This is a genomic window from Allobrachymonas denitrificans DSM 15123, from assembly GCF_900110225.1.
In the GTDB taxonomy this organism is placed as follows: Bacteria; Pseudomonadota; Gammaproteobacteria; order Burkholderiales; family Burkholderiaceae_C; genus Brachymonas; species Brachymonas denitrificans.
In genome coordinates, this window is record NZ_FOCW01000003.1 from 15,791 (window position 1) to 33,600 (window position 17,810).

Annotated in this window: 16 protein-coding genes; 11 read left to right on the plus strand and 5 right to left on the minus strand. The window is 63.7% G+C overall.

Annotation, left to right across the window (positions count from 1 at the left end; translation table 11 throughout):
• Positions 1–4 precede the first annotated feature (4 nt).
• A complete protein-coding gene (hemW, locus tag BMW28_RS07800) occupies positions 5–1,207 on the plus strand; it encodes a radical SAM family heme chaperone HemW (protein WP_091816600.1) in 1,203 nt (400 codons plus the stop codon).
• Positions 1,208–1,249: 42 nt separating this feature from the next.
• Here the strand turns inward: hemW and BMW28_RS07805 are convergent, their stop codons facing one another.
• Positions 1,250–1,765 (minus strand): Fur family transcriptional regulator, encoded by a 516-nt coding sequence (locus BMW28_RS07805; protein WP_091816295.1) that lies wholly within the window; start codon positions 1,763–1,765, stop codon positions 1,250–1,252.
• A gap of 40 nt (positions 1,766–1,805) precedes the next feature.
• Complete coding sequence (locus BMW28_RS07810) at positions 1,806–3,047, minus strand: GNAT family N-acetyltransferase (RefSeq protein WP_091816297.1); 1,242 nt, start codon at positions 3,045–3,047, stop codon at positions 1,806–1,808.
• 213 nt (positions 3,048–3,260) lie between these two features.
• Here BMW28_RS07810 and BMW28_RS07815 point away from each other — a divergent pair, with 213 nt between their 5' ends.
• The 4 genes from BMW28_RS07815 to BMW28_RS07830 all read left to right on the plus strand — a co-directional run bounded on the left by BMW28_RS07815 (position 3,261) and on the right by BMW28_RS07830 (position 8,442).
• Positions 3,261–4,814, plus strand: a complete 1,554-nt coding sequence (locus BMW28_RS07815) for a DUF2868 domain-containing protein (RefSeq protein ID WP_159430735.1) — start codon at positions 3,261–3,263, stop codon at positions 4,812–4,814.
• Positions 4,807–6,231, plus strand: a complete 1,425-nt coding sequence (locus tag BMW28_RS07820; protein ID WP_091816603.1) for a GTPase/DUF3482 domain-containing protein — start codon at positions 4,807–4,809, stop codon at positions 6,229–6,231. Before BMW28_RS07815 ends, BMW28_RS07820 begins: the two co-directional genes overlap by 8 nt.
• Before the next feature lie 79 nt (positions 6,232–6,310).
• Positions 6,311–8,029, plus strand: a complete 1,719-nt coding sequence (locus tag BMW28_RS07825) for an NAD+ synthase (RefSeq protein ID WP_091816304.1) — start codon at positions 6,311–6,313, stop codon at positions 8,027–8,029.
• 74 nt (positions 8,030–8,103) lie between these two features.
• A complete protein-coding gene (locus BMW28_RS07830) occupies positions 8,104–8,442 on the plus strand; it encodes a P-II family nitrogen regulator (RefSeq protein ID WP_091816307.1) in 339 nt (112 codons plus the stop codon).
• 10 nt (positions 8,443–8,452) lie between these two features.
• Here the strand turns inward: BMW28_RS07830 and BMW28_RS07835 are convergent, their stop codons facing one another.
• The 3 genes from BMW28_RS07835 to BMW28_RS07845 all read right to left on the minus strand — a co-directional run bounded on the left by BMW28_RS07835 (position 8,453) and on the right by BMW28_RS07845 (position 10,112).
• On the minus strand, positions 8,453–9,022 hold the full coding sequence (locus tag BMW28_RS07835) for an LOG family protein (RefSeq protein WP_091816309.1): 570 nt from the start codon (positions 9,020–9,022) through the stop codon (positions 8,453–8,455).
• 104 nt (positions 9,023–9,126) lie between these two features.
• Positions 9,127–9,552 carry a diacylglycerol kinase gene (locus BMW28_RS07840; protein ID WP_234970074.1) on the minus strand — a complete coding sequence of 142 codons (426 nt, stop codon included), beginning with the start codon at positions 9,550–9,552 and terminating at the stop codon, positions 9,127–9,129.
• Positions 9,540–10,112, minus strand: coding sequence for an RDD family protein (locus BMW28_RS07845; protein ID WP_091816311.1), 573 nt, complete (start codon positions 10,110–10,112; stop codon positions 9,540–9,542). The genes BMW28_RS07840 and BMW28_RS07845 overlap by 13 nt, the downstream gene beginning before the upstream one ends.
• Positions 10,113–10,613: 501 nt before the next feature.
• Here BMW28_RS07845 and BMW28_RS07850 point away from each other — a divergent pair.
• The 6 genes from BMW28_RS07850 (at position 10,614) to BMW28_RS07875 (ending at position 17,675) form a co-directional block, all read left to right on the plus strand.
• Positions 10,614–12,389, plus strand: a complete 1,776-nt coding sequence (locus BMW28_RS07850; RefSeq protein ID WP_091816313.1) for an acetolactate synthase 3 catalytic subunit — start codon at positions 10,614–10,616, stop codon at positions 12,387–12,389.
• A 157-nt stretch (positions 12,390–12,546) separates the two neighbouring features.
• Positions 12,547–13,038: an acetolactate synthase small subunit gene (gene ilvN, locus BMW28_RS07855; protein WP_091816315.1), complete on the plus strand. Its 492-nt coding sequence runs from the start codon at positions 12,547–12,549 to the stop codon at positions 13,036–13,038.
• Between the two features lie 140 nt (positions 13,039–13,178).
• Positions 13,179–14,195, plus strand: a complete 1,017-nt coding sequence (gene ilvC, locus BMW28_RS07860) for a ketol-acid reductoisomerase (RefSeq protein WP_091816317.1) — start codon at positions 13,179–13,181, stop codon at positions 14,193–14,195.
• A gap of 159 nt (positions 14,196–14,354) precedes the next feature.
• Positions 14,355–14,999, plus strand: coding sequence for a phosphatidylserine decarboxylase (locus BMW28_RS07865; RefSeq protein ID WP_091816320.1), 645 nt, complete (start codon positions 14,355–14,357; stop codon positions 14,997–14,999).
• Positions 15,000–15,057: 58 nt separating this feature from the next.
• Positions 15,058–15,927 (plus strand): CDP-diacylglycerol--serine O-phosphatidyltransferase, encoded by an 870-nt coding sequence (pssA, locus tag BMW28_RS07870; protein WP_091816323.1) that lies wholly within the window; start codon positions 15,058–15,060, stop codon positions 15,925–15,927.
• Between the two features lie 206 nt (positions 15,928–16,133).
• Positions 16,134–17,675, plus strand: coding sequence for a 2-isopropylmalate synthase (locus tag BMW28_RS07875; protein WP_091816325.1), 1,542 nt, complete (start codon positions 16,134–16,136; stop codon positions 17,673–17,675).
• Positions 17,676–17,810: the final 135 nt, after the last annotated feature.

Genomic DNA, 17,810 nt, shown 5'->3' on the forward strand with positions numbered 1-17,810 from the left:
CTTCATGGCAACCGCCCCCGACGTGCTGGACCTGATGCGTCCCGGCAGCCTGCAACTGCCAGCCCTGCCGCCCCTAAGCCTGTACGTGCACCTGCCCTGGTGTCTGAAGAAGTGCCCGTACTGCGACTTCAACTCGCATGCAGTGCAGGGCGGGGCTGGTGTGCCGGAGCAGGCCTATAGCGATGCGCTGATTGCTGATCTGCAGCAGTCGCTGCCGCTGGTATGGGGCCGTCAGGTGCACAGCATTTTCCTCGGCGGCGGCACCCCCAGCCTGTTCTCGCCGGAAGCCATCCATAGCCTGCTGAGCCAGATCCGTGCCTTGCTGCCGCTGGCGCCGCTGTGCGAGATCACGCTGGAAGCCAACCCCGGCACCTTTGAGCGCGAACGCTTTGCGGCCTTTGCGCAGGCTGGCGTCACGCGCCTGTCCATCGGGGTGCAGAGCTTCAACGATGCGCATCTGAAAGCACTTGGCCGTGTGCATGACCGTGCCCAGGCACTGGCCGCCGTGGAAGAGGCTGCGCGCAGTTTCGAGACCTTCAACCTCGACATCATGTACGCCCTGCCGGGGCAGACCACAGAGGATCTGCGCCAGGATCTGGATCAGGCCTTGCAGTTTGCGCCGCCGCATATCAGCATCTACCACCTGACCATCGAGCCCAATACCTACTTCGCCAAATACCCACCCAAGGCGTTGCCCGACGAGGACAGCGCCTACGGCATGCTCGACCTGATCACTGAACGCACGGCAGCGGCTGGCATGCAGCGCTATGAAGTTTCCGCCTATGCACGTCCCGGCCATGCCTGCGTGCACAACCAGAACTACTGGGGCTTCGGCGACTATCTGGGCATTGGCGCAGGAGCGCACGGCAAGCTGAGCTTTCCGCATCGCATCGTGCGTCAGGTGAAGGTGCGCGAACCGCAGCGTTACATGGAACTGGCCATGCGCGGCGAAGCGCTGGCGCAGCAGCACGAGGTGGCGCGCGAGGATCTGCCGTTCGAGTTCATGCTCAACGCCTTGCGTCTGCGCAGCGGTTTTGCCCTGGCCGATTTCGGCGACCGCACCGGTCTGCCGATCACGGTGCTGCAGCGTCCGCTGGAAGAAGCCGAGCGATGCGGCTGGATTGAACGCGACTTTGCGCGAGTCTGGCCGACAGAGCAGGGCTTTGATTTTCTGAGTGATCTGCAGGCCCTGTTCCTGCCGGATTGAGCGCTCGCATTGCAGGGGCCGCGACGCGGCAATAGGGGCGTATCAGCGCTTGGCTGTTTCAGTGCCAGATGGCTTGCCTGCCGGTGGCGATTCTTCACATTCCGCGCACACCCCATGCACCGACAGCGTGATGTCCGTGCTGTTCAGGCCCTGCTGATGCAGGCGGGCGTTGAGTTGCTCCAGTAGCGCAGGCAACTGTGGATCTTCCGGCAGGGCCGTGAGCGCATGGCATTGCTCGCATTCGAAGAAACCAGTGCTGCCGGTTTGCGCAAGGGCGTAGTGGAAGGTGCGTTCGCTGTCCTGGGTGCGTGTTACCAGCCCCACATGCTGCAGGCGATCCAACACCCGGTAGAGCGTCACGCGATCGATGGCGCAACCCGTGGCATCGGCCAGCAGGCCGCGCATCAGGTCTTCGTGACTGAGCGGGGCCGGGGCCGATTCCAGCACCGACAGCACCCGCAGCACATCGCGTGTGGCGCGCAAGCCTTGCGCGCGCACGACCTCGGCCCAGCGTTTGCCAGGGGCTTCAGAGGGAGAGGGGGCGGCGTTCTGGTTCATGGCATGCAGCAGCGTGCAGCAGGGCAGGCTTATCGGGAAATTATCGCAGCTTTGTTGCAGTGACGCTGGCAGCGCTGCTGGCGCGGAATGGGCTGCGCAATTGCAGTTCTTCCTGATAGGCGGCCACGCCGGCCTTCTCGCGTTCGAGGAAGCGCCCAACAGCCCGTGCAAATTCCGGATGCGCCAGCCAGTGTGCACTCCAGGTGGGGCTGGGAACCAGCGCGCGCGCCATCTTGTGCTCGCCTTGCGCGCCCCCTTCGAAGCGCTGCACGCCATGTTCGATGCACCACTGCAGAGGCTGGTAATAGCAGGCATCGAAATGCAGGCAATCCACGCGCTCCAGCGCGCCCCAGTAGCGGCCATACGCCACCAGCGGCTTGCCCGAAGGGTCAAGGTGCAGGCCGATCAGGCTGCAGGCAATCGGATCGCCTTCGCGCTCCGCAATGAACAGCAGCCAGTTGTCCGCCAGCGATTCGGCCATGCGGGCGAAGAAGGCCGGCGTCAGGTACGGTGCATTGCCATGTTCCAGATAGGTGCGTTCGTAGCAGCGGTAGAAAAAGGCCCAATCCTCTGCCGGAATCTCCTTGCCGCGCGCCCAGCGGAACTGCACACCGGCTTCCTGCACCTTGCGCTGTTCGGCGCGGATTTTCTTGCGCTTGTCCTGGCGCAGGCTACCCAAAAAATCGTCGAAACTGTGCCAGTCGGCGGTGTCCGGCTGGAGCTGTGACCGGTTCTGCCAGTGAAACTGCACGCCATCGCGCAGCATCAGGCCGTTGGCGCTGGCGGTAGTCTGGTCGTGGCTATCGCCCAGCAGCAGGTGCAGGCTGGACAAACCATAGTCGGCGCATAGCGCCCGTACCACCTCCAGCAGGGCCAGCCGCCAGCGGTCCGAACGCGCCAGCAACCGGCTGCCGGGAACCGGCGTGAAGGGCACGGCGATCAGGGCTTTGGGGTAGTAATCAAGGCCATGCTCTGCATAGGCGCGGGCCCAGGCCCAGTCGAACACGTATTCCCCATAGGAATGCGACTTGACGTAGAGCGGGCATGCCGCCAGCAGCTCGCGGCCGTCCGTCCCATGTCGCCAGAGCTGGGGAAACAGCGCCTGCCAGCCCGTTTCTGCCGTGGCGCTGCCGCTGGCCTGCATCGCCTGCAGATAGGCGTGGCGCATGAAGGGGCTGGGCGACTGCTGCTGTGCCAGCAGATCGTCCCAGGCCTGGGCGTCCACATCGGCCGGGTCGAGGGCCAGTTGCAAGGTCAATGGGCCGGCGTCTTTGCCGCCCATGCCGCGCTGCAGGCGCTCCAGAACGCGCCGGGTTTGTACGCCATAATGGATTGCATCCGGGCGCTCCGGGGCCTGCGCCGTGCGTGCGTCAGCCTCGGGGGTGTCGCCGATGTGTTGTTGCCCATTTGCCATGCCACGCATTATCCGCATCCCCTTTTCTGCCAGAGTGTCCTGGGGCCTTTTGATGAGGACCGGATGCATGGAGATGGCCGCATGACGCGGGCTACGCTTGTTGCTTCGCCACTGGAGCGCCTGAGTGTGGCGCACGCCATTGAGGCGATCGAAGCCGAAGGGCCGCTGGATGACAGCGCCATCCTCCCGGCGGCGCATGCCGCCAGGACAGAGCGCATGGAGCGCGTTCTGGAACGGGCCTGGATGCTGGGCCAGCGTCTGGGGCTGCCGGCTGAATGGCAGCGCTGGCGCCATCTGGGTGTGTGGGTGATGCTGGGGCTGGCTGCGGCGATGGCCTTGTCGGCCTGGGGCCTGGCGCAAGCCGTGATTGGAGAAGGGCGCGCCATCAATGCCATGGCAGCCTTTGTCACCGTGTTGGGGCCGCATGCGCTCATGCTGTTGCTCTGGGTGCTGGGTCTGCTTTGGTCTTATGCGGGTTCCGGCGCGGGCGGAACGTCCCCCTGGTCGCTGGGCGCGCTGGCCTTGCGCCTCACTGCACGGCTGCCGCTGGATCGCGGCCCGCATGCTGCTGCATTGCTGCAGGGCGTGAGCCGGACGCTGCAGCGTTTCCGTCTGGCTCCCTGGGCGTTCGGGCTGATCAGCCATGCCATCTGGGCGCTGGCCTTTGTGCTGATCCTGCTGGCCTTGTGGTTCGGATTCTCCTTTCATGCCTACCGGCTGAGCTGGGAAACCACCATTCTCAGTTCTTCCTTCTTCGAGCAGTTCGTCCGCATGACAGGATGGCTGCCGTCACAACTGGGCTTTCCTGTGCCCGATGCAGAGGCCGTGCGCGCTGCCGGCGGTGGGCTGGACGGCGACCAGCGTGCCTGGGCATGGTGGCTGATCGGCTGCGTGTTCTGCTACGGGTTGCTGCCGCGCCTTCTGCTGATGCTGCTGTGCTGGCTGGCCTGGAAAGCCGGCCAGCGCCGGCTTACACTGGACAGCTCCGACCCCTACGTGCGGCGTCTGCTGGCCCGTTTCGATGCGCTGGACGTGGCTGTGGTGGTGGACCCTGAACAGGCCGGTGACGGCCATGCCGTGCACGTGCTGCCGCCGGTACTGCATCCCGGTGCTCCCGCGCTGCTGGGATTCGAACTGCCGCCGGAGCAGCCCTGGCCGCCGGAGCACTGGGAGCCTTCCTGGCAACCCGCCGTACAGTGGGTGGAACGCATTGCCGGCAGCAGTCAGGAGCGCACTGCCGTGGTGCAGCGTCTGGCCGAACAGCGTCCGCATGCCTTGCTTGTGGTGACCTGGGCCGATAGCAGTCCCGACCGTGGCACCGCGCGCTTCCTGCGCGAAGCAGCCGCCACCGCCCGCCGCACGGCCATCCTGCTTGCAGGCGCAGGCGCAGGCGCAGGCACAGGCACAGGCACAGGCACAGGCACAGGCACAGGCACAGGCACAGGCACAGGCACAGGCACAGGCACAGGCACAGGCACAGGCACAGGCACAGGCACAGGCACAGCCGCGGCGCGCTGGCAATCCTGGCTCGAAGCGAGCGGATTCCCGCAGATTCCGGTATTTCTCGACACCTCCGCGGCCGATACCTGGCTGACAGCCGGCCATTCCGGTGAAGATAATGCCCACCATGACTGATCCCATCCGCATCGCCGTAGTGGGCCACACCAATGCCGGCAAGACCTCGTTGTTGCGCACCCTGACGCGCAACGTGGACTTCGGCGAGGTGTCGGATCGCCCCGGCACCACGCGCCACGCCGAAAGCATCGACCTGCGCATGCACGGGCAAACCGCCGTGCGTTTCTTTGATACGCCGGGCTTGGAGGACTCCATCGCCTTGCTGGACTACCTGAACAGTCTGCCGGGCAGCACCCGGCCGGAGCGCGTGCGGGCCTTTCTTGCCGGCCCCGAGGCCAGAGGCGTGTTCGAGCAGGAAGCCAAGGTCTTGCGCGCGTTGCTCGATGAAGCCGATGCCGCCATGTACGTCATCGACAGCCGCGAAGCGGTGCTGCCCAAGTACCGCGCCGAGTTCGAGATCCTGACCTATTGCGCCCGGCCCGTGATGCCCGTGCTCAACTTCGTGGCCGCCGCCAACAGCCGGCAGACGGAGTGGCGCCAGGCGCTGCTGGACGCCAACCTGCATGCCCAGGTCGAATTCGATGCGGTCGCGCCGTTCATCGGCGCCGAACGCATGCTGTACGGTGATCTGGCAACGCTGCTGCGTCCGCGTCGCGAGCAGCTGACCGACATCGTGCACTGGCTGGCGCAGGAGCAGGCAGAGCGGCGTCAGGCAGCCTGCCGCGCCGTAGCTGGTGCATTGGTCGATCTGGCCGCCATGCGCCGCGAGCTGGATGCCGAAGCCTTTGCCGACCCGGTGCAGCAGGCCGGTTTCGTGCGCGCCTTTCAGGCAGACGTGCTCAAGCGCGGGCGCAAGGCCGTGGACGAGCTGCTGGCCGTGTTCGCCTTCCGCCCGGATGACGCCGAGCTGGAAAACCTGCCCGGTCTGCAGGGCCGCTGGGAGGATGACCTGTTCAATCCCGAAGTGCTGATGGAGGCCGGCAAGAAGCTGGGCCTGGGCGCCATGGTGGGCGCCGGCCTCGGAGTGGTTGCCGATGTGGCGCTGGCCGGCCTGTCCTTTGGAGCAGCCACCACATTGGGAGCGACGCTGGGCGGTCTGGCCAGTCAGGGCTGGCGTCCGCTGTGGCGCAAACTCGAGAACCGCATGCAGGGCGTACAGGAACTGACGCTGGAAGACACCGTGCTGGTAGTGCTGGCCGATCAGTTGCTGTTGCTGCTGCAGGCACTGGAACATCGCGGCCATGCTGCCATGGACAAGGTGCACTATCTGGACCAGGCGGAGCCGGAGCAGGATCGTTCGCTGGCCGAGCGCCTGTTCCCCGTGCTGCGCGCCCTCAAGCCGGCGCGCGGACATCCGGAATGGGAAGGAAGCAGCCCCGGCTGGCGCAATGCCTGGCAAGGGCAGGGCGATCGCGCCGAATGTCTGGCAGATACGGCCCGCGCCCTGCAGGACGTGCTGCCTCCGCTGCAAGCCTGAGATCGCAGCCGTCCGCTACGCCATAATTCCCTAAATACCGCTGCTCGTGGGCAGCACTTTGCTTTCTCCAGGAATCACCATGTCCCTGACCGTCTGTGTAGCCCAACTCAACCCCGTCGTGGGCGATCTTTCCGGCAATGCACGTGCCATCGTGGAGGCAGCACGTACGGCCTACGCGCAAGGGGCACGCCTCGTGCTGACGGCAGAAATGTCGGTGTGCGGCTATTCGGCCGGTGACCTCTGGCAGCGCCCCGCCTTCATCCAGGCATGCGAACAGACGGTGGATGACATCGCCGCGCAGCTGGCCGAGCTGACGGACCTGACGGTGGTGGTGGGCCATCCCAGCGGCAATGCCGACTACCGCACGCGCTGCGTCAGCGTGCCCCAGCACACCAACCGCGTGACTGCCTTGCGCGCAGGCCAGCGCATCGCCAGCGTCGCCAAGCAGAAGCTGCCCAACTACCAGGTTTTTGATGAGCTGCGCTATTTCGCACCGGGTACCGAGTTCTGTGTGGTGGATGTCGAGGACGTGCGTATCGGCCTGCTGGTATGCGAGGACGGCTGGTTCGACGAGCCGGCCGAGGCGGCGGTTGCAGCAGGCGCACAGGCGCTTGCCATCATGAATGCTTCGCCGTATCACATGGGTAAAGCGCGTGATCGGGAAAAAAGGCAATCGGTGCTCAGCCAGAAAACCCATACTCCCATCATCTACGCCCACATGGTCGGTGGCCACGACGAGGTGGTGTTTGACGGCGGCTCGTTCGCCATGCAGGCTGATGGCACGCTGGCGGGCCGCGCCAGCAGCTTCGTGGAACAGAACTGGATGCTGAGCCTGAAGCCGCAAGCCGGCGCCGCCGTGCGCGTGCAGGCAGACATTGCGCCAGAGCCTGAGCGTGACGGACAACTCGGCCTGCCTCCGTACCAATACAGCTACAGCAGCGCCGAAGTCTGGCAGGCGCTGGTGCTTGGCACGCGCGATTACGTGCGCAAGAGCGGCTTCAAACGGGTCGTGCTCGGCCTGTCCGGCGGCATGGATTCGGCACTGGTGCTGGCGATTGCCGTGGATGCCCTGGGCGCCGACAACGTGCGCGCTGTGATGATGCCTTCGCCCTACACGGCCGATATTTCCCTGATCGACGCGCGCGATATGGCCGGGCGCATGGGTGTGCGCTACGACGAAATCGACATCCTGCCGCCTTTCGATGCCTTCAAGACCGCACTGGCACCGCTGTTCGAGGGGCGTCCCGAGGATACGACCGAAGAGAACATCCAGGCCCGCATCCGCGGCACGCTGCTGATGGCGATTTCCAACAAGATAGGCTCGCTGGTGTTGATCACCGGCAACAAGAGCGAAGTGGCCACCGGCTACAGCACGCTGTATGGCGACATGGCGGGGGGCTTCGCGCCGATCAAGGATGTGCTCAAGACCCAGGTGTTTGCGCTGGCGCGCTGGCGCAATGCCAACGATCCCTTCGGCACCGGCAGCAACCCGATCCCCGAGCGCATCATCACGCGCCCGCCCAGCGCCGAGCTGCGCCCCGACCAGACCGACCAGGACAGCCTGCCGCCCTACGATGTGCTGGACGCCATCGTCATGCGCTACATGGAAAACGACGTGCCGCTGGCCGACATCGTCGCGCAGGGGCTGGATCAGGCTGCCGTCGACAAGGTCACGTGCCTCATCCGCATCAACGAATACAAGCGCCAGCAGGCGCCCGTGGGCATCCGCATCACGCACCGCAGCTTCGGCCGCGACTGGCGTTATCCGCTCATCAACGGCTTCCGCGAGGAGTTCTGAGTGCTTCTGCCTTTGCCGTTTTATTGCACAATGACAGTTGCGGCCCGCTGCCGCATTTTCAGGAGCACGTTTTCATGAGACAGATCACCGCCATAATCAAGCCGTTCAAGCTCGAAGAAGTCCGCGAGGCACTGGCTGAATGCGGTGTCAACGGCCTGACCGTGACCGAGGTGAAGGGCTTTGGCCGCCAGAAGGGACACACCGAGCTATACCGCGGCGCCGAATACGTGGTCGACTTCCTGCCCAAGGTCAAGATCGAGGTCGTGGTCAAATCCGAGGATGTGGATGCCTGTGTCGATGCCATCGTCGGCGCAGCCCGCACCGGCAAGATTGGCGATGGCAAGATCTTCGTCACCCCGGTGGAGCGCATCATCCGCATCCGCACCGGCGAACAGGACGAAACTGCGGTCTGAGCAGTCAGGATCAGGCGGCTGCGCCGCCCGCCAGGTAGCGCAGCGTCGGTTCCACCTCGGTGCCGACATGAATCATGTCCATCTGGTAGTCGCGCATGAAGCCGTGGCGGATCGCGCCACCTAGAAACTTCAGCAAATCATCGTAGTAGCCGCCCGTATTGAGGATGGCCACCGGCTTGTTGTGGTAGCCCAGCTGCTTCCAGGTCCAGGCCTCGAACAATTCCTCGAAGGTGCCGATGCCGCCCGCCAGCGCCAGAAAGGCGGTGCAGCGCTCGGCCATCATGTGCTTGCGCTGGTGCATGGTCTCGACGATGTGCAGTTCGGTGCAGCCCTCGTGCGCCCACTCGCGCTCGACCAGCGCCTTGGGGATCACGCCCACCACGCGGCCTCCGGCCTGCAGCGCTCCATCCGCCACGATGCCCATCAGCCCGGTATGGCCGCCGCCATAGACCAGCTGGCCACCGTTGCGCGCAATCCAGTTGCCCACTTCCCGCGCCGTGGTGCGGAATGCCTCATCCTCACCCGGCTGCGAGGCGCAGTACACGCACACGGAAAAACGTGGTTCCGGATCGGCAAACATGGCGCGCACGCCGGAGGACTGGGCAGGAGCAGGAGCGCTGGGAGAGGACGGATTCATGATGGGTTTCTCGTCGGGATCTGAACGGGTTCTATAGTGGTCCGGTTTCAGAGCTGCGCATGCAGCCGGATCGCCACCATCGACAGCCATACGGTACCGCAGAACACGCTGCCCAGGAACACGGCCGCGCTGCCGAAATCCTTGGCGCGCTTGGCCAGCGGGTGCAGTTCGTAACTGATGCGGTCGATGGCATCCTCGATGCCGCTGTTGAGCAGCTCGATCACCATCAGGGCCACCAGAGAACCGGCCAGGATCACCACCTCGGCCCAGCTGCGCCCCACCACGAAGGAGAGCGGAATGCCGATGGCCGCCAGCGTCAGCTCCATGCGGAAGGCCGAGCACTCGCGCACCGCTGCCTTCAGCCCGTCGATGGAGTACAGCGTCGCATGCCACAGCCGCGACAGCCCACGGCGCGACTTCTGCGGATGCTCGCGCGGATCGGGCTTGGGAATCTTCTCGATCACAGCTGCCACCACTTGCGGGTTTGTTCGGCCTTGGGCGGTGGCGCCTGATGGATCAGGTAGGTGCCGGCCAGCACGTCATGCAGGAACTGGCGCTGCGGCAGCAGGCGGCTGAGCAGGGCCCAGAATACCACCCACAGCAGGAAGGCGGTGGTGGCCATGCCGGGTGCTTCCTGCCAGTGGCGGGTGACGGACATTACGCCCAGCGGCGGCAGCACCCACAGCCAGCTCAGCAGGTAGCGTGCCAGTGCACGCAGCTTGCTGATGGGCTGGCCCAGACGATCCACGATGCGGATATGCCAGGTTTTCATGGCCAGCGTGTGACCCTTGCTCCAGAACCAGATGAAATAGGCGCCCAGCACCAGAAACAGGAAGATCTGGTGGCCGTGGCGGTTCTGCAGTGCGTGGCGCGTCTGCGTCAGCGCGCTGAACAGATAGCCTGCCAGAAACACTACGCCGAACAGCAGCATGCCTTCGTACAGCCAGCAGGACAGGCGGCGCCACAGTGGCGGCGCCTGCAGCGAAAGCGGGGGCGCCGGCTGGCCGGCAGCGGGAAGGGAGGAAGCGTTCATTCAGGGCTCGGGCGCAAGCGCGCGCAATTCAGGCGGCGCCAAGGGGTACATCCACTTGGCAGAGGGACTCGCGGGAGTATAGCGGCAGCGTGTGAAACTTCTGCTGGTCACAGGGGCGCCAAGCAAGCCATCCGGGATCTGAAGGGGAGGGGAGAACAATGTCTTCTTTCGATCCCGTCGCCATTGCGGGGCCAAGCCGGGCCGCGTAGCCAAGGCTTTCGTATCTGAAGCTGATTGTGTGGAGGAAGCCCCATGTCGCATTCGCGCATCGCCAATCATGAGGCACACAGGCATCTTCCGTGATTTGTAAAAATTTCTCACTTTTGCATTGCAGCAATGCCATAATGGTGCTCTGCACAACTCATACGGCAAACGGGTCTCTGTCCGGCGCGTTACAAAAGCGCCCATGGCTTTGGCCTTAAGTCTCGAAGCCATCTCACAAGGATGCCGCCGAGAGGCACCCAAGGTTTTTCTCTATAGAAAATCACAAAGGTTCATCACATGGATACCCAACAGAATACGGCTGCAGCGGCAGCCAAGTCTCCCTCTTCCCGCGCTCCCATGCTCATGGGCGCCGAAATCCTCATCAAGTGCCTCGAGGCCGAGAACGTCAAGCACCTCTGGGGCTACCCCGGCGGCGCCGTGCTTTACATCTACGATGCCCTGTACAAGCAGGAAAGCATTCAGCACGTGCTGGTGCGTCACGAGCAGGCTGCCGTGCACGCTGCCGACGGCTTTGCCCGTGCCACCGGTGAAGTGGGCGTGGCCCTGGTCACTTCCGGCCCCGGCCTGACCAACGCCGTTACCGGCATTGCCACCGCCTACATGGACAGCATTCCGCTGGTGGTAATCGCCGGCCAGGTGCCGACCGGTGCCATCGGCCAGGACGCCTTTCAGGAATGCGACACCGTGGGCATCACGCGTCCGGTGGTCAAGCACAACTTCCTGGTGAAGGATCCCAAGGACATCCCCACCGTCGTCAAGCGCGCCTTCCACATTGCACGCACCGGCCGCCCCGGTCCGGTCGTGATCGACATTCCCAAGGATGTGTCCTTCCAGAAGGTGGCCTGGCATGGTTACCCCGAGACGGTGGCCATGCGCTCCTACAACCCGGTGCGCAAGGGCCACGGTGGCCAGATCCGCAAGGCACTGCAGTTGCTGCTGAACGCCAAGCGTCCCTACATCTACACCGGCGGCGGCGTGCTGCTGGGCAATGCCTGCGACGAACTGCGCACGCTGGTCGATACGCTGGGTGCTCCCTGCACCAACACGCTGATGGGCCTGGGTGCCTATCCGGCCAGCGATCCGAAATTCCTGGGCATGCTGGGCATGCACGGTACGGTGCAGGCCAACAACGCCATGCAGCACTGTGATGTGCTGCTGGCCGTAGGCGCCCGTTTCGATGACCGCGTGATCGGCAACCCCAAGCACTTTGCGCAGAACGAGCGCAAGATCATCCATATCGACATCGACCCCTCCGTGATCTCCAAGCGCGTCAAGGTCGACGTGCCGATCGTGGGCGATGTGAAGGACGTGCTGGTCGAGCTGCTCAACGCCATCAACGAGTCCGACGTCAAGCCGAACCCCGAGACGCTGGCTCCGTGGTGGGACACCATCAACAAGTGGCGCAAGACCGACTGCCTGAAGTACGACCGCGACAACACGGACGTGATCAAGCCGCAGAAAGTGGTCGAGACCCTGTACGAGATGACCAAGGACGACGACTGCTACATCACGTCCGACGTGGGGCAGCACCAGATGTTCGCGGCGCAGTTCTATCCGTTCAACAAGCCGCGCCGCTGGATCAACTCCGGTGGCCTAGGCACCATGGGCGTGGGCATTCCCTATGCCATGGGCATCAAGCTGGCCAAGCCGAAGGCCGATGTGTACTGCGTGACGGGCGAAGGCTCGGTGCAGATGAACATCCAGGAACTCTCCACCTGCCTGCAGTATGAAACGCCGATCAAGATCGTGGCGCTGAACAACCGCTACCTGGGCATGGTGCGCCAGTGGCAGGAGATCGAGTACTCCGGCCGCTACAGCCACAGCTACATGGACGCGCTGCCCAACTTCGTCAAGCTGGCCGAGGCCTATGGCCACGTGGGTCTGCTGATCGAGGATCCGAAGGACGTCGAACCGGCCCTGCGCGAAGCCAAGAAACTCAAGGACCGCACCGTGTTCCTCGACTTCCGCACCGATCCCACCGAGAACGTGTTCCCGATGGTGCAGGCCGGCAAGGGCATCACCGAGATGCTGCTGGGCTCGGAAGAGCTGTAACTTGATGCGGGCTGCCGCCTGTTTCCGGGCTGCCTTGCCGGCCCGGCGGGTGGGTGGTGTGCCTGATGCTTCCCTTCTTATTTTTGCGTGAATCTATTGTCTGCCAAGCCTGCCGCTTACCGGCTGCAGGGGAGGGCAGCGAAAAGAGGAAACCGACATGAAACACATCATTGCCATCCTGCTGGAGAACGAAGCCGGCGCATTGTCGCGCGTGGTGGGCCTGTTCTCTGCACGCGGCTACAACATCGAGAGCCTGACCGTGGCGCCGACCGAGGACGAGAGCCTGTCGCGCATGACCATCGAGACCTCGGGCTCCGATGACGTGATCGAGCAGATCACCAAGCACCTCAACCGCCTGATCGAAGTGGTCAAGGTGGTCGACCTGACCGAGGGCGCCTACATCGAGCGCGAGCTGATGATGGTGAAGGTGCGCGCAGTGGGCAAGGAGCGCGAGGAAATGAAGCGTATGGCCGACATCTTCCGTGGCCGCATCATCGACGTCACCGACAAGAGCTACACCATCGAGGTGACCGGCGACAAGAACAAGAACGACGCTTTCCTGAATGCCATCGAGCGCAGCGCCATCCTGGAAACCGTGCGTACCGGCTCCAGCGGTCTGGGTCGTGGCGAGCGCATCCTGCGCGTCTGAGCGACCTACAATAGTAGTTTTGGCTGTCTGCGCCTCGGTGGGCTCAGTGCAGACGGCTTCTTTCGGCGAAAACATTGACCGTTCGCCCTGAGCCTGCCGAAGGGCGTTTCGCCACCTTATTCTGATTTTTGGAGATAGCGATGAAAGTTTTCTACGACAAGGACTGTGACCTGAGCCTGATCAAGGGCAAGACCGTTGCCATCATCGGCTACGGCAGCCAGGGCCACGCCCACGCCCAGAACCTGAACGACAGCGGCGTGAAAGTGGTGGTCGGCCTGCGCAAGGGCGGCGCTTCCTGGGACAAGGTCGCCAAGGCCGGCCTGAACGTGATGGAAGTCAACGACGCCGTCAAGGCTGCCGATCTGGTCATGATCCTGCTGCCGGACGAGAACATCCCCGAGGTGTACAAGAACAACGTCGAGCCCAACATCAAGCAGGGCGCCACGCTGGCTTTCGCCCACGGCTTCAACGTGCACTACAACCAGGTCGTGCCGCGCGCTGACCTGGACGTGATCATGGTCGCTCCCAAGGGCCCCGGCCACACCGTGCGTTCCGAATACCTGAAGGGCGGCGGCGTGCCGTCCCTGATCGCCATCTACCAGGACAAGTCCGGCAAGGCCCGTGACCTGGCCCTGTCCTATGCCATGGCCAACGGCGGCGGCAAGGGCGGCATCATCGAAACCAACTTCAAGGAAGAGACCGAGACCGACCTGTTTGGCGAGCAGGCCGTGCTGTGCGGTGGCGCGGTCGAACTGGTGAAGATGGGCTTCGAAACCCTGACCGAAGCCGGTTACGCTCCGGAAATGGCCTACTTCGAGTGCCTGCATGAACTGAAGCTGATCGTCGACCTGATGTACGAAGGCGGCATTGCCAACATGAACTACTCCATCTCCAACAACGCGGAGTATGGCGAGTACGTGACCGGCCCCGAAGTGATCAACGAAGAGTCCCGCAAGGCCATGCGCGCTGCCCTCAAGCGCATCCAGGACGGCGAATACGCCAAGATGTTCATTAACGAAGGCCGACTGAACTACCCCAGCATGACGGCCCGCCGTCGCCAGAACGCCGAGCACCAGATCGAGGTGGTCGGCAACCAGCTGCGTGGCATGATGCCCTGGATTGCCAAGAACAAGCTGGTGGACCAGAGCAAGAACTGATCGGTTCTGCGGCGCGCACGGCCTCCGGATCGTGCACAATAGCCCTCCGCCGCAGCCTGCCTGCGGCCGGGTGGATGCGAAAAGCCACTTCGGTGGCTTTTGCCGTTTTTGACGCCTGTCCCCATGGCGGGGCCGGTGTTTTCATGGGATCATTGAACGATGAGCAACAACAACTATCCTCACCCCATCCTGGCCCGTGAAGGCTGGCCCTACATCGGTGGCAGCCTGGTCGTGGCGCTGCTGGTGCATGTCGTGTTCAGCGGTGGCGCCGCGCTGCCGTTCTGGCTGATCGCGGCTTTCGTGATCCAGTTCTTCCGCGATCCGGCTCGCCCGATCCCGCAGGATGCCAATGCCGTGCTGTCGCCGGCCGATGGCCGTATTGTCAAGGTGGAGAAGGTCCGTGATCCTTATGCCGACCGCGACGCGCTGCTGATCAGCGTGTTCATGAACGTGTTCAACGTGCACAGCAACCGCGCGTCGGTGGATGGCACCGTGACCCAGGTGCAGTACTTCCCCGGCGCGTTCGTCAACGCCGACCTGGACAAGGCCTCGACCGAAAACGAACGCAACGCCGTGGTGATCGACAGCAATGGCACCACCATCACGCTGGTGCAGGTGGCCGGCCTGATTGCCCGCCGCATCCTGTGCTACGTCAAGCCCGGCGACGTGCTGACGCGTGGCCAGCGCTATGGCTTCATCCGTTTCGGTTCGCGCGTGGACGTATACCTGCCGCTCACGGCGCAGCCCAAGGTGGCACCCGGCGACAAGGTGTCGGCCACGACCACGATTCTGGCCGTCCTGTAAGATGCAGGTTCGCTGATGCCTGCATGCGGGCATCGTTCGCGGCATACCCAGGAGCAGCATGGACTTCTCTCCCCAAGACCCTGAAGCACAAGGCCAGCTGGTGCGCAAGCGCCGCAAGGGCATTTATGTGCTGCCCAACCTGTTCACGCTGGCGGCGCTGTTCGGGGGGTTCTATTCGGTCGTGATGGCCATGAATGGTCGTTTCGACTTGGCCACCATCGGCGTGTTCGCTGCCATGGTGCTGGACAGCCTGGATGGCCGGGTGGCACGCCTCACGCACACCCAGAGCGCTTTCGGCGAGCAGATGGATTCGCTCTCCGACATGGTGAGTTTTGGTGCCGCGCCGGCGCTGATTGCCTATGAATGGGCGCTGCGCCCGCTGGGCCGCTGGGGATGGATTGCCGCTTTCGTCTACTGTGCCTGCGCTGCCTTGCGTCTGGCACGCTTCAATGTCAACACCGGGGTGGTGGACAAGCGCTATTTCCAGGGCCTGCCGTCTCCGGCTGCAGCCGCGCTGGTTACCGGCTTCATCTGGCTGACCAACGAGATCATCACCGCGCACCGCGACGTGCCCTGGTTCAAGGCCTTCATCGAGCTGTTCACGGGCGGCGGCATTCTGCGCACCGACCTGTCCTGGTTCATGTTCGCCATCACGCTGGTGGCCGGCCTGACCATGGTGACCAATGTGCCGTACTACAGCTTCAAGGATTTTGGCGGCAAGCGCAGCGTGCCGTTTGCCCTGTTGATCGGCGTGGTGCTGCTGATGGCCGTGATTAGCATCGAGCCGCCGACCATGCTGTTCCTGCTCTTCGTGCTGTATGCGCTGAGTGGCTATGTGCTGTATGTGTGGCGCAAGGCGACCGGGCAGTATGTGAGCATCGTTGCCACATCCACCGATGAACCCGACGAAAAAGGCCTGCACGATTGACGCGCTGCCGCGAGAATTGTGCTACATTGATTTCCATGAAGGTTTTTGCACTATCCCTGCTACTGGCTGACGTCCGACGGGCGGGGTAAGTAGCGCGCGCAAAAACCTCTCAAACTGAGCCCGTTTGCACCTGCAGCGGGCTTTTTGTTTTTTTGCATCGTGGCAGGTGGCAGCGGACCACCAATTTCATCACCAAGGGGCTTTCCATGACCGACCAACTCATCATTTTCGACACCACCTTGCGCGATGGCGAGCAGTCGCCCGGCGCTTCCATGACGCGCGACGAGAAGATCCGCATCGCCCGCCAGCTGGAACGCCTGCGCGTGGACGTGATCGAGGCCGGTTTTGCGGCCAGCTCCAACGGCGACTTCGAATGCGTGCAGGCGATTGCCAACGCGATCAAGGATTCCACCGTGTGTTCGCTCTCGCGCGCCAATGACCGTGACATCAGCCGCGCGGCCGAGGCGCTGAAGAACGCCAACCGTGGCCGCATCCACACCTTCATCGCCACCAGCCCGCTGCACATGGAGAAGAAGCTGCGCATGTCTCCGGAAGAGGTGTTGGAGCAGGCCCGTCGTTCGGTGCGCTTTGCCCGCAACCTGATGGCCGACATCGAGTTCAGCGCCGAGGATGGCTACCGCAGCGAACTGGACTTCCTGGCGCGCGTGTGTGAGGCGGTGATTGACGAGGGTGCCACCACTATCAACATTCCCGACACCGTGGGTTATGCCGTGCCCGAGCTGTATGGCAATTTCATCAAGAGCCTGCGCGAAAAGGTGCCGAACAGTGACAAGGCCATCTGGAGTGTGCACTGCCACAATGACCTGGGCATGGCCGTGGCCAACAGCCTGGCCGGCGTGACCCTGGGCGGCGCGCGCCAGGTGGAGTGCACCATCAACGGTCTGGGCGAGCGTGCCGGCAACTGTTCGCTGGAAGAAGTGGTGATGGCGGTGAAGACGCGCCGCGACTATTTTGGCCTGAATGTGAACATCGACACGCAGCAGATCGTGGCCGCCAGCAAGATGGTGAGCCAGATCACCGGTTTCGTGGTGCAGCCGAACAAGGCTGTGGTGGGCGCCAACGCGTTTGCCCATGCCAGCGGCATCCACCAGGATGGCGTGCTGAAGGCGCGTGACACCTACGAGATCATGCGTGCCGAAGACGTGGGCTGGAGTGCCAACAAGATCGTGCTGGGCAAGCTCAGCGGCCGCAATGCCTTCAAGCAGCGCCTGCAGGAACTGGGCATCGAGCTGGAGAGCGAAGCCGAGATCAACGCCGCCTTTGCCCGCTTCAAGGAGCTGGCCGACCGCAAGAGCGAGATTTTCGACGAGGACATCATCGCGCTGGTGGGCGACGAGAGCGTGACGGCCGAGAAGGAGCAGTTCGGCCTGGTGTCGCTGGCACAGCACAGCGAGACCGGTGAGCAGCCGAGCGCGACTGTGGTGTTCACGGTCGAGGGCAAGGAGGTGAAGGGCGAGTCCACGGGTAACGGCCCGGTAGATGCTTCCCTCAAGGCCATCGAATCCCACGTGAACAGCGGCGCGGAAATGATTCTGTATTCGGTCAACGCCATCAGCGGCAACACCGAGAGCCAGGGCGAAGTGACCGTGCGCCTGCAGCAGGCCGGCCGCATCGTGAACGGTGTGGGTGCCGATCCGGATATCGTGGTGGCGTCTGCCAAGGCCTACCTGAGCGCGCTCAACAAGCTGCACAGCAAGGTGGAGCGCGTGCACGCGCAGGGCGTTTGAGTTGAGCAGGGGCTGCCTTGACAGGGTGGCCCAGCCCTGCCAACGGCACCAGAGCGGCAACGCTCATGGAGCAGGCTGGCCCGAAAGCAGCGGTGATGCTGCATCAGAAAAAGCGGTGATCTGTCCGAACGGCAG

Coding starts and splice junctions, on each gene's coding strand:
- BMW28_RS07820 (WP_091816603.1), top strand. CDS start 4,807: ATGACTGATCCCATCCGCATCGCCGTAGTGGGCCACACCAATGCCGGC.
- BMW28_RS07865 (WP_091816320.1), top strand. CDS start 14,355: ATGAGCAACAACAACTATCCTCACCCCATCCTGGCCCGTGAAGGCTGG.
- BMW28_RS07805 (WP_091816295.1), bottom strand. CDS start 1,765: ATGAACCAGAACGCCGCCCCCTCTCCCTCTGAAGCCCCTGGCAAACGC.
- ilvN (WP_091816315.1), top strand. CDS start 12,547: ATGAAACACATCATTGCCATCCTGCTGGAGAACGAAGCCGGCGCATTG.
- ilvC (WP_091816317.1), top strand. CDS start 13,179: ATGAAAGTTTTCTACGACAAGGACTGTGACCTGAGCCTGATCAAGGGC.
- pssA (WP_091816323.1), top strand. CDS start 15,058: ATGGACTTCTCTCCCCAAGACCCTGAAGCACAAGGCCAGCTGGTGCGC.
- BMW28_RS07850 (WP_091816313.1), top strand. CDS start 10,614: ATGGATACCCAACAGAATACGGCTGCAGCGGCAGCCAAGTCTCCCTCT.
- BMW28_RS07810 (WP_091816297.1), bottom strand. CDS start 3,047: ATGGGCGGCAAAGACGCCGGCCCATTGACCTTGCAACTGGCCCTCGAC.
- BMW28_RS07875 (WP_091816325.1), top strand. CDS start 16,134: ATGACCGACCAACTCATCATTTTCGACACCACCTTGCGCGATGGCGAG.
- BMW28_RS07825 (WP_091816304.1), top strand. CDS start 6,311: ATGTCCCTGACCGTCTGTGTAGCCCAACTCAACCCCGTCGTGGGCGAT.
- BMW28_RS07845 (WP_091816311.1), bottom strand. CDS start 10,112: ATGAACGCTTCCTCCCTTCCCGCTGCCGGCCAGCCGGCGCCCCCGCTT.
- BMW28_RS07835 (WP_091816309.1), bottom strand. CDS start 9,022: ATGTTTGCCGATCCGGAACCACGTTTTTCCGTGTGCGTGTACTGCGCC.
- BMW28_RS07830 (WP_091816307.1), top strand. CDS start 8,104: ATGAGACAGATCACCGCCATAATCAAGCCGTTCAAGCTCGAAGAAGTC.
- hemW (WP_091816600.1), top strand. CDS start 5: ATGGCAACCGCCCCCGACGTGCTGGACCTGATGCGTCCCGGCAGCCTG.
- BMW28_RS07815 (WP_159430735.1), top strand. CDS start 3,261: ATGACGCGGGCTACGCTTGTTGCTTCGCCACTGGAGCGCCTGAGTGTG.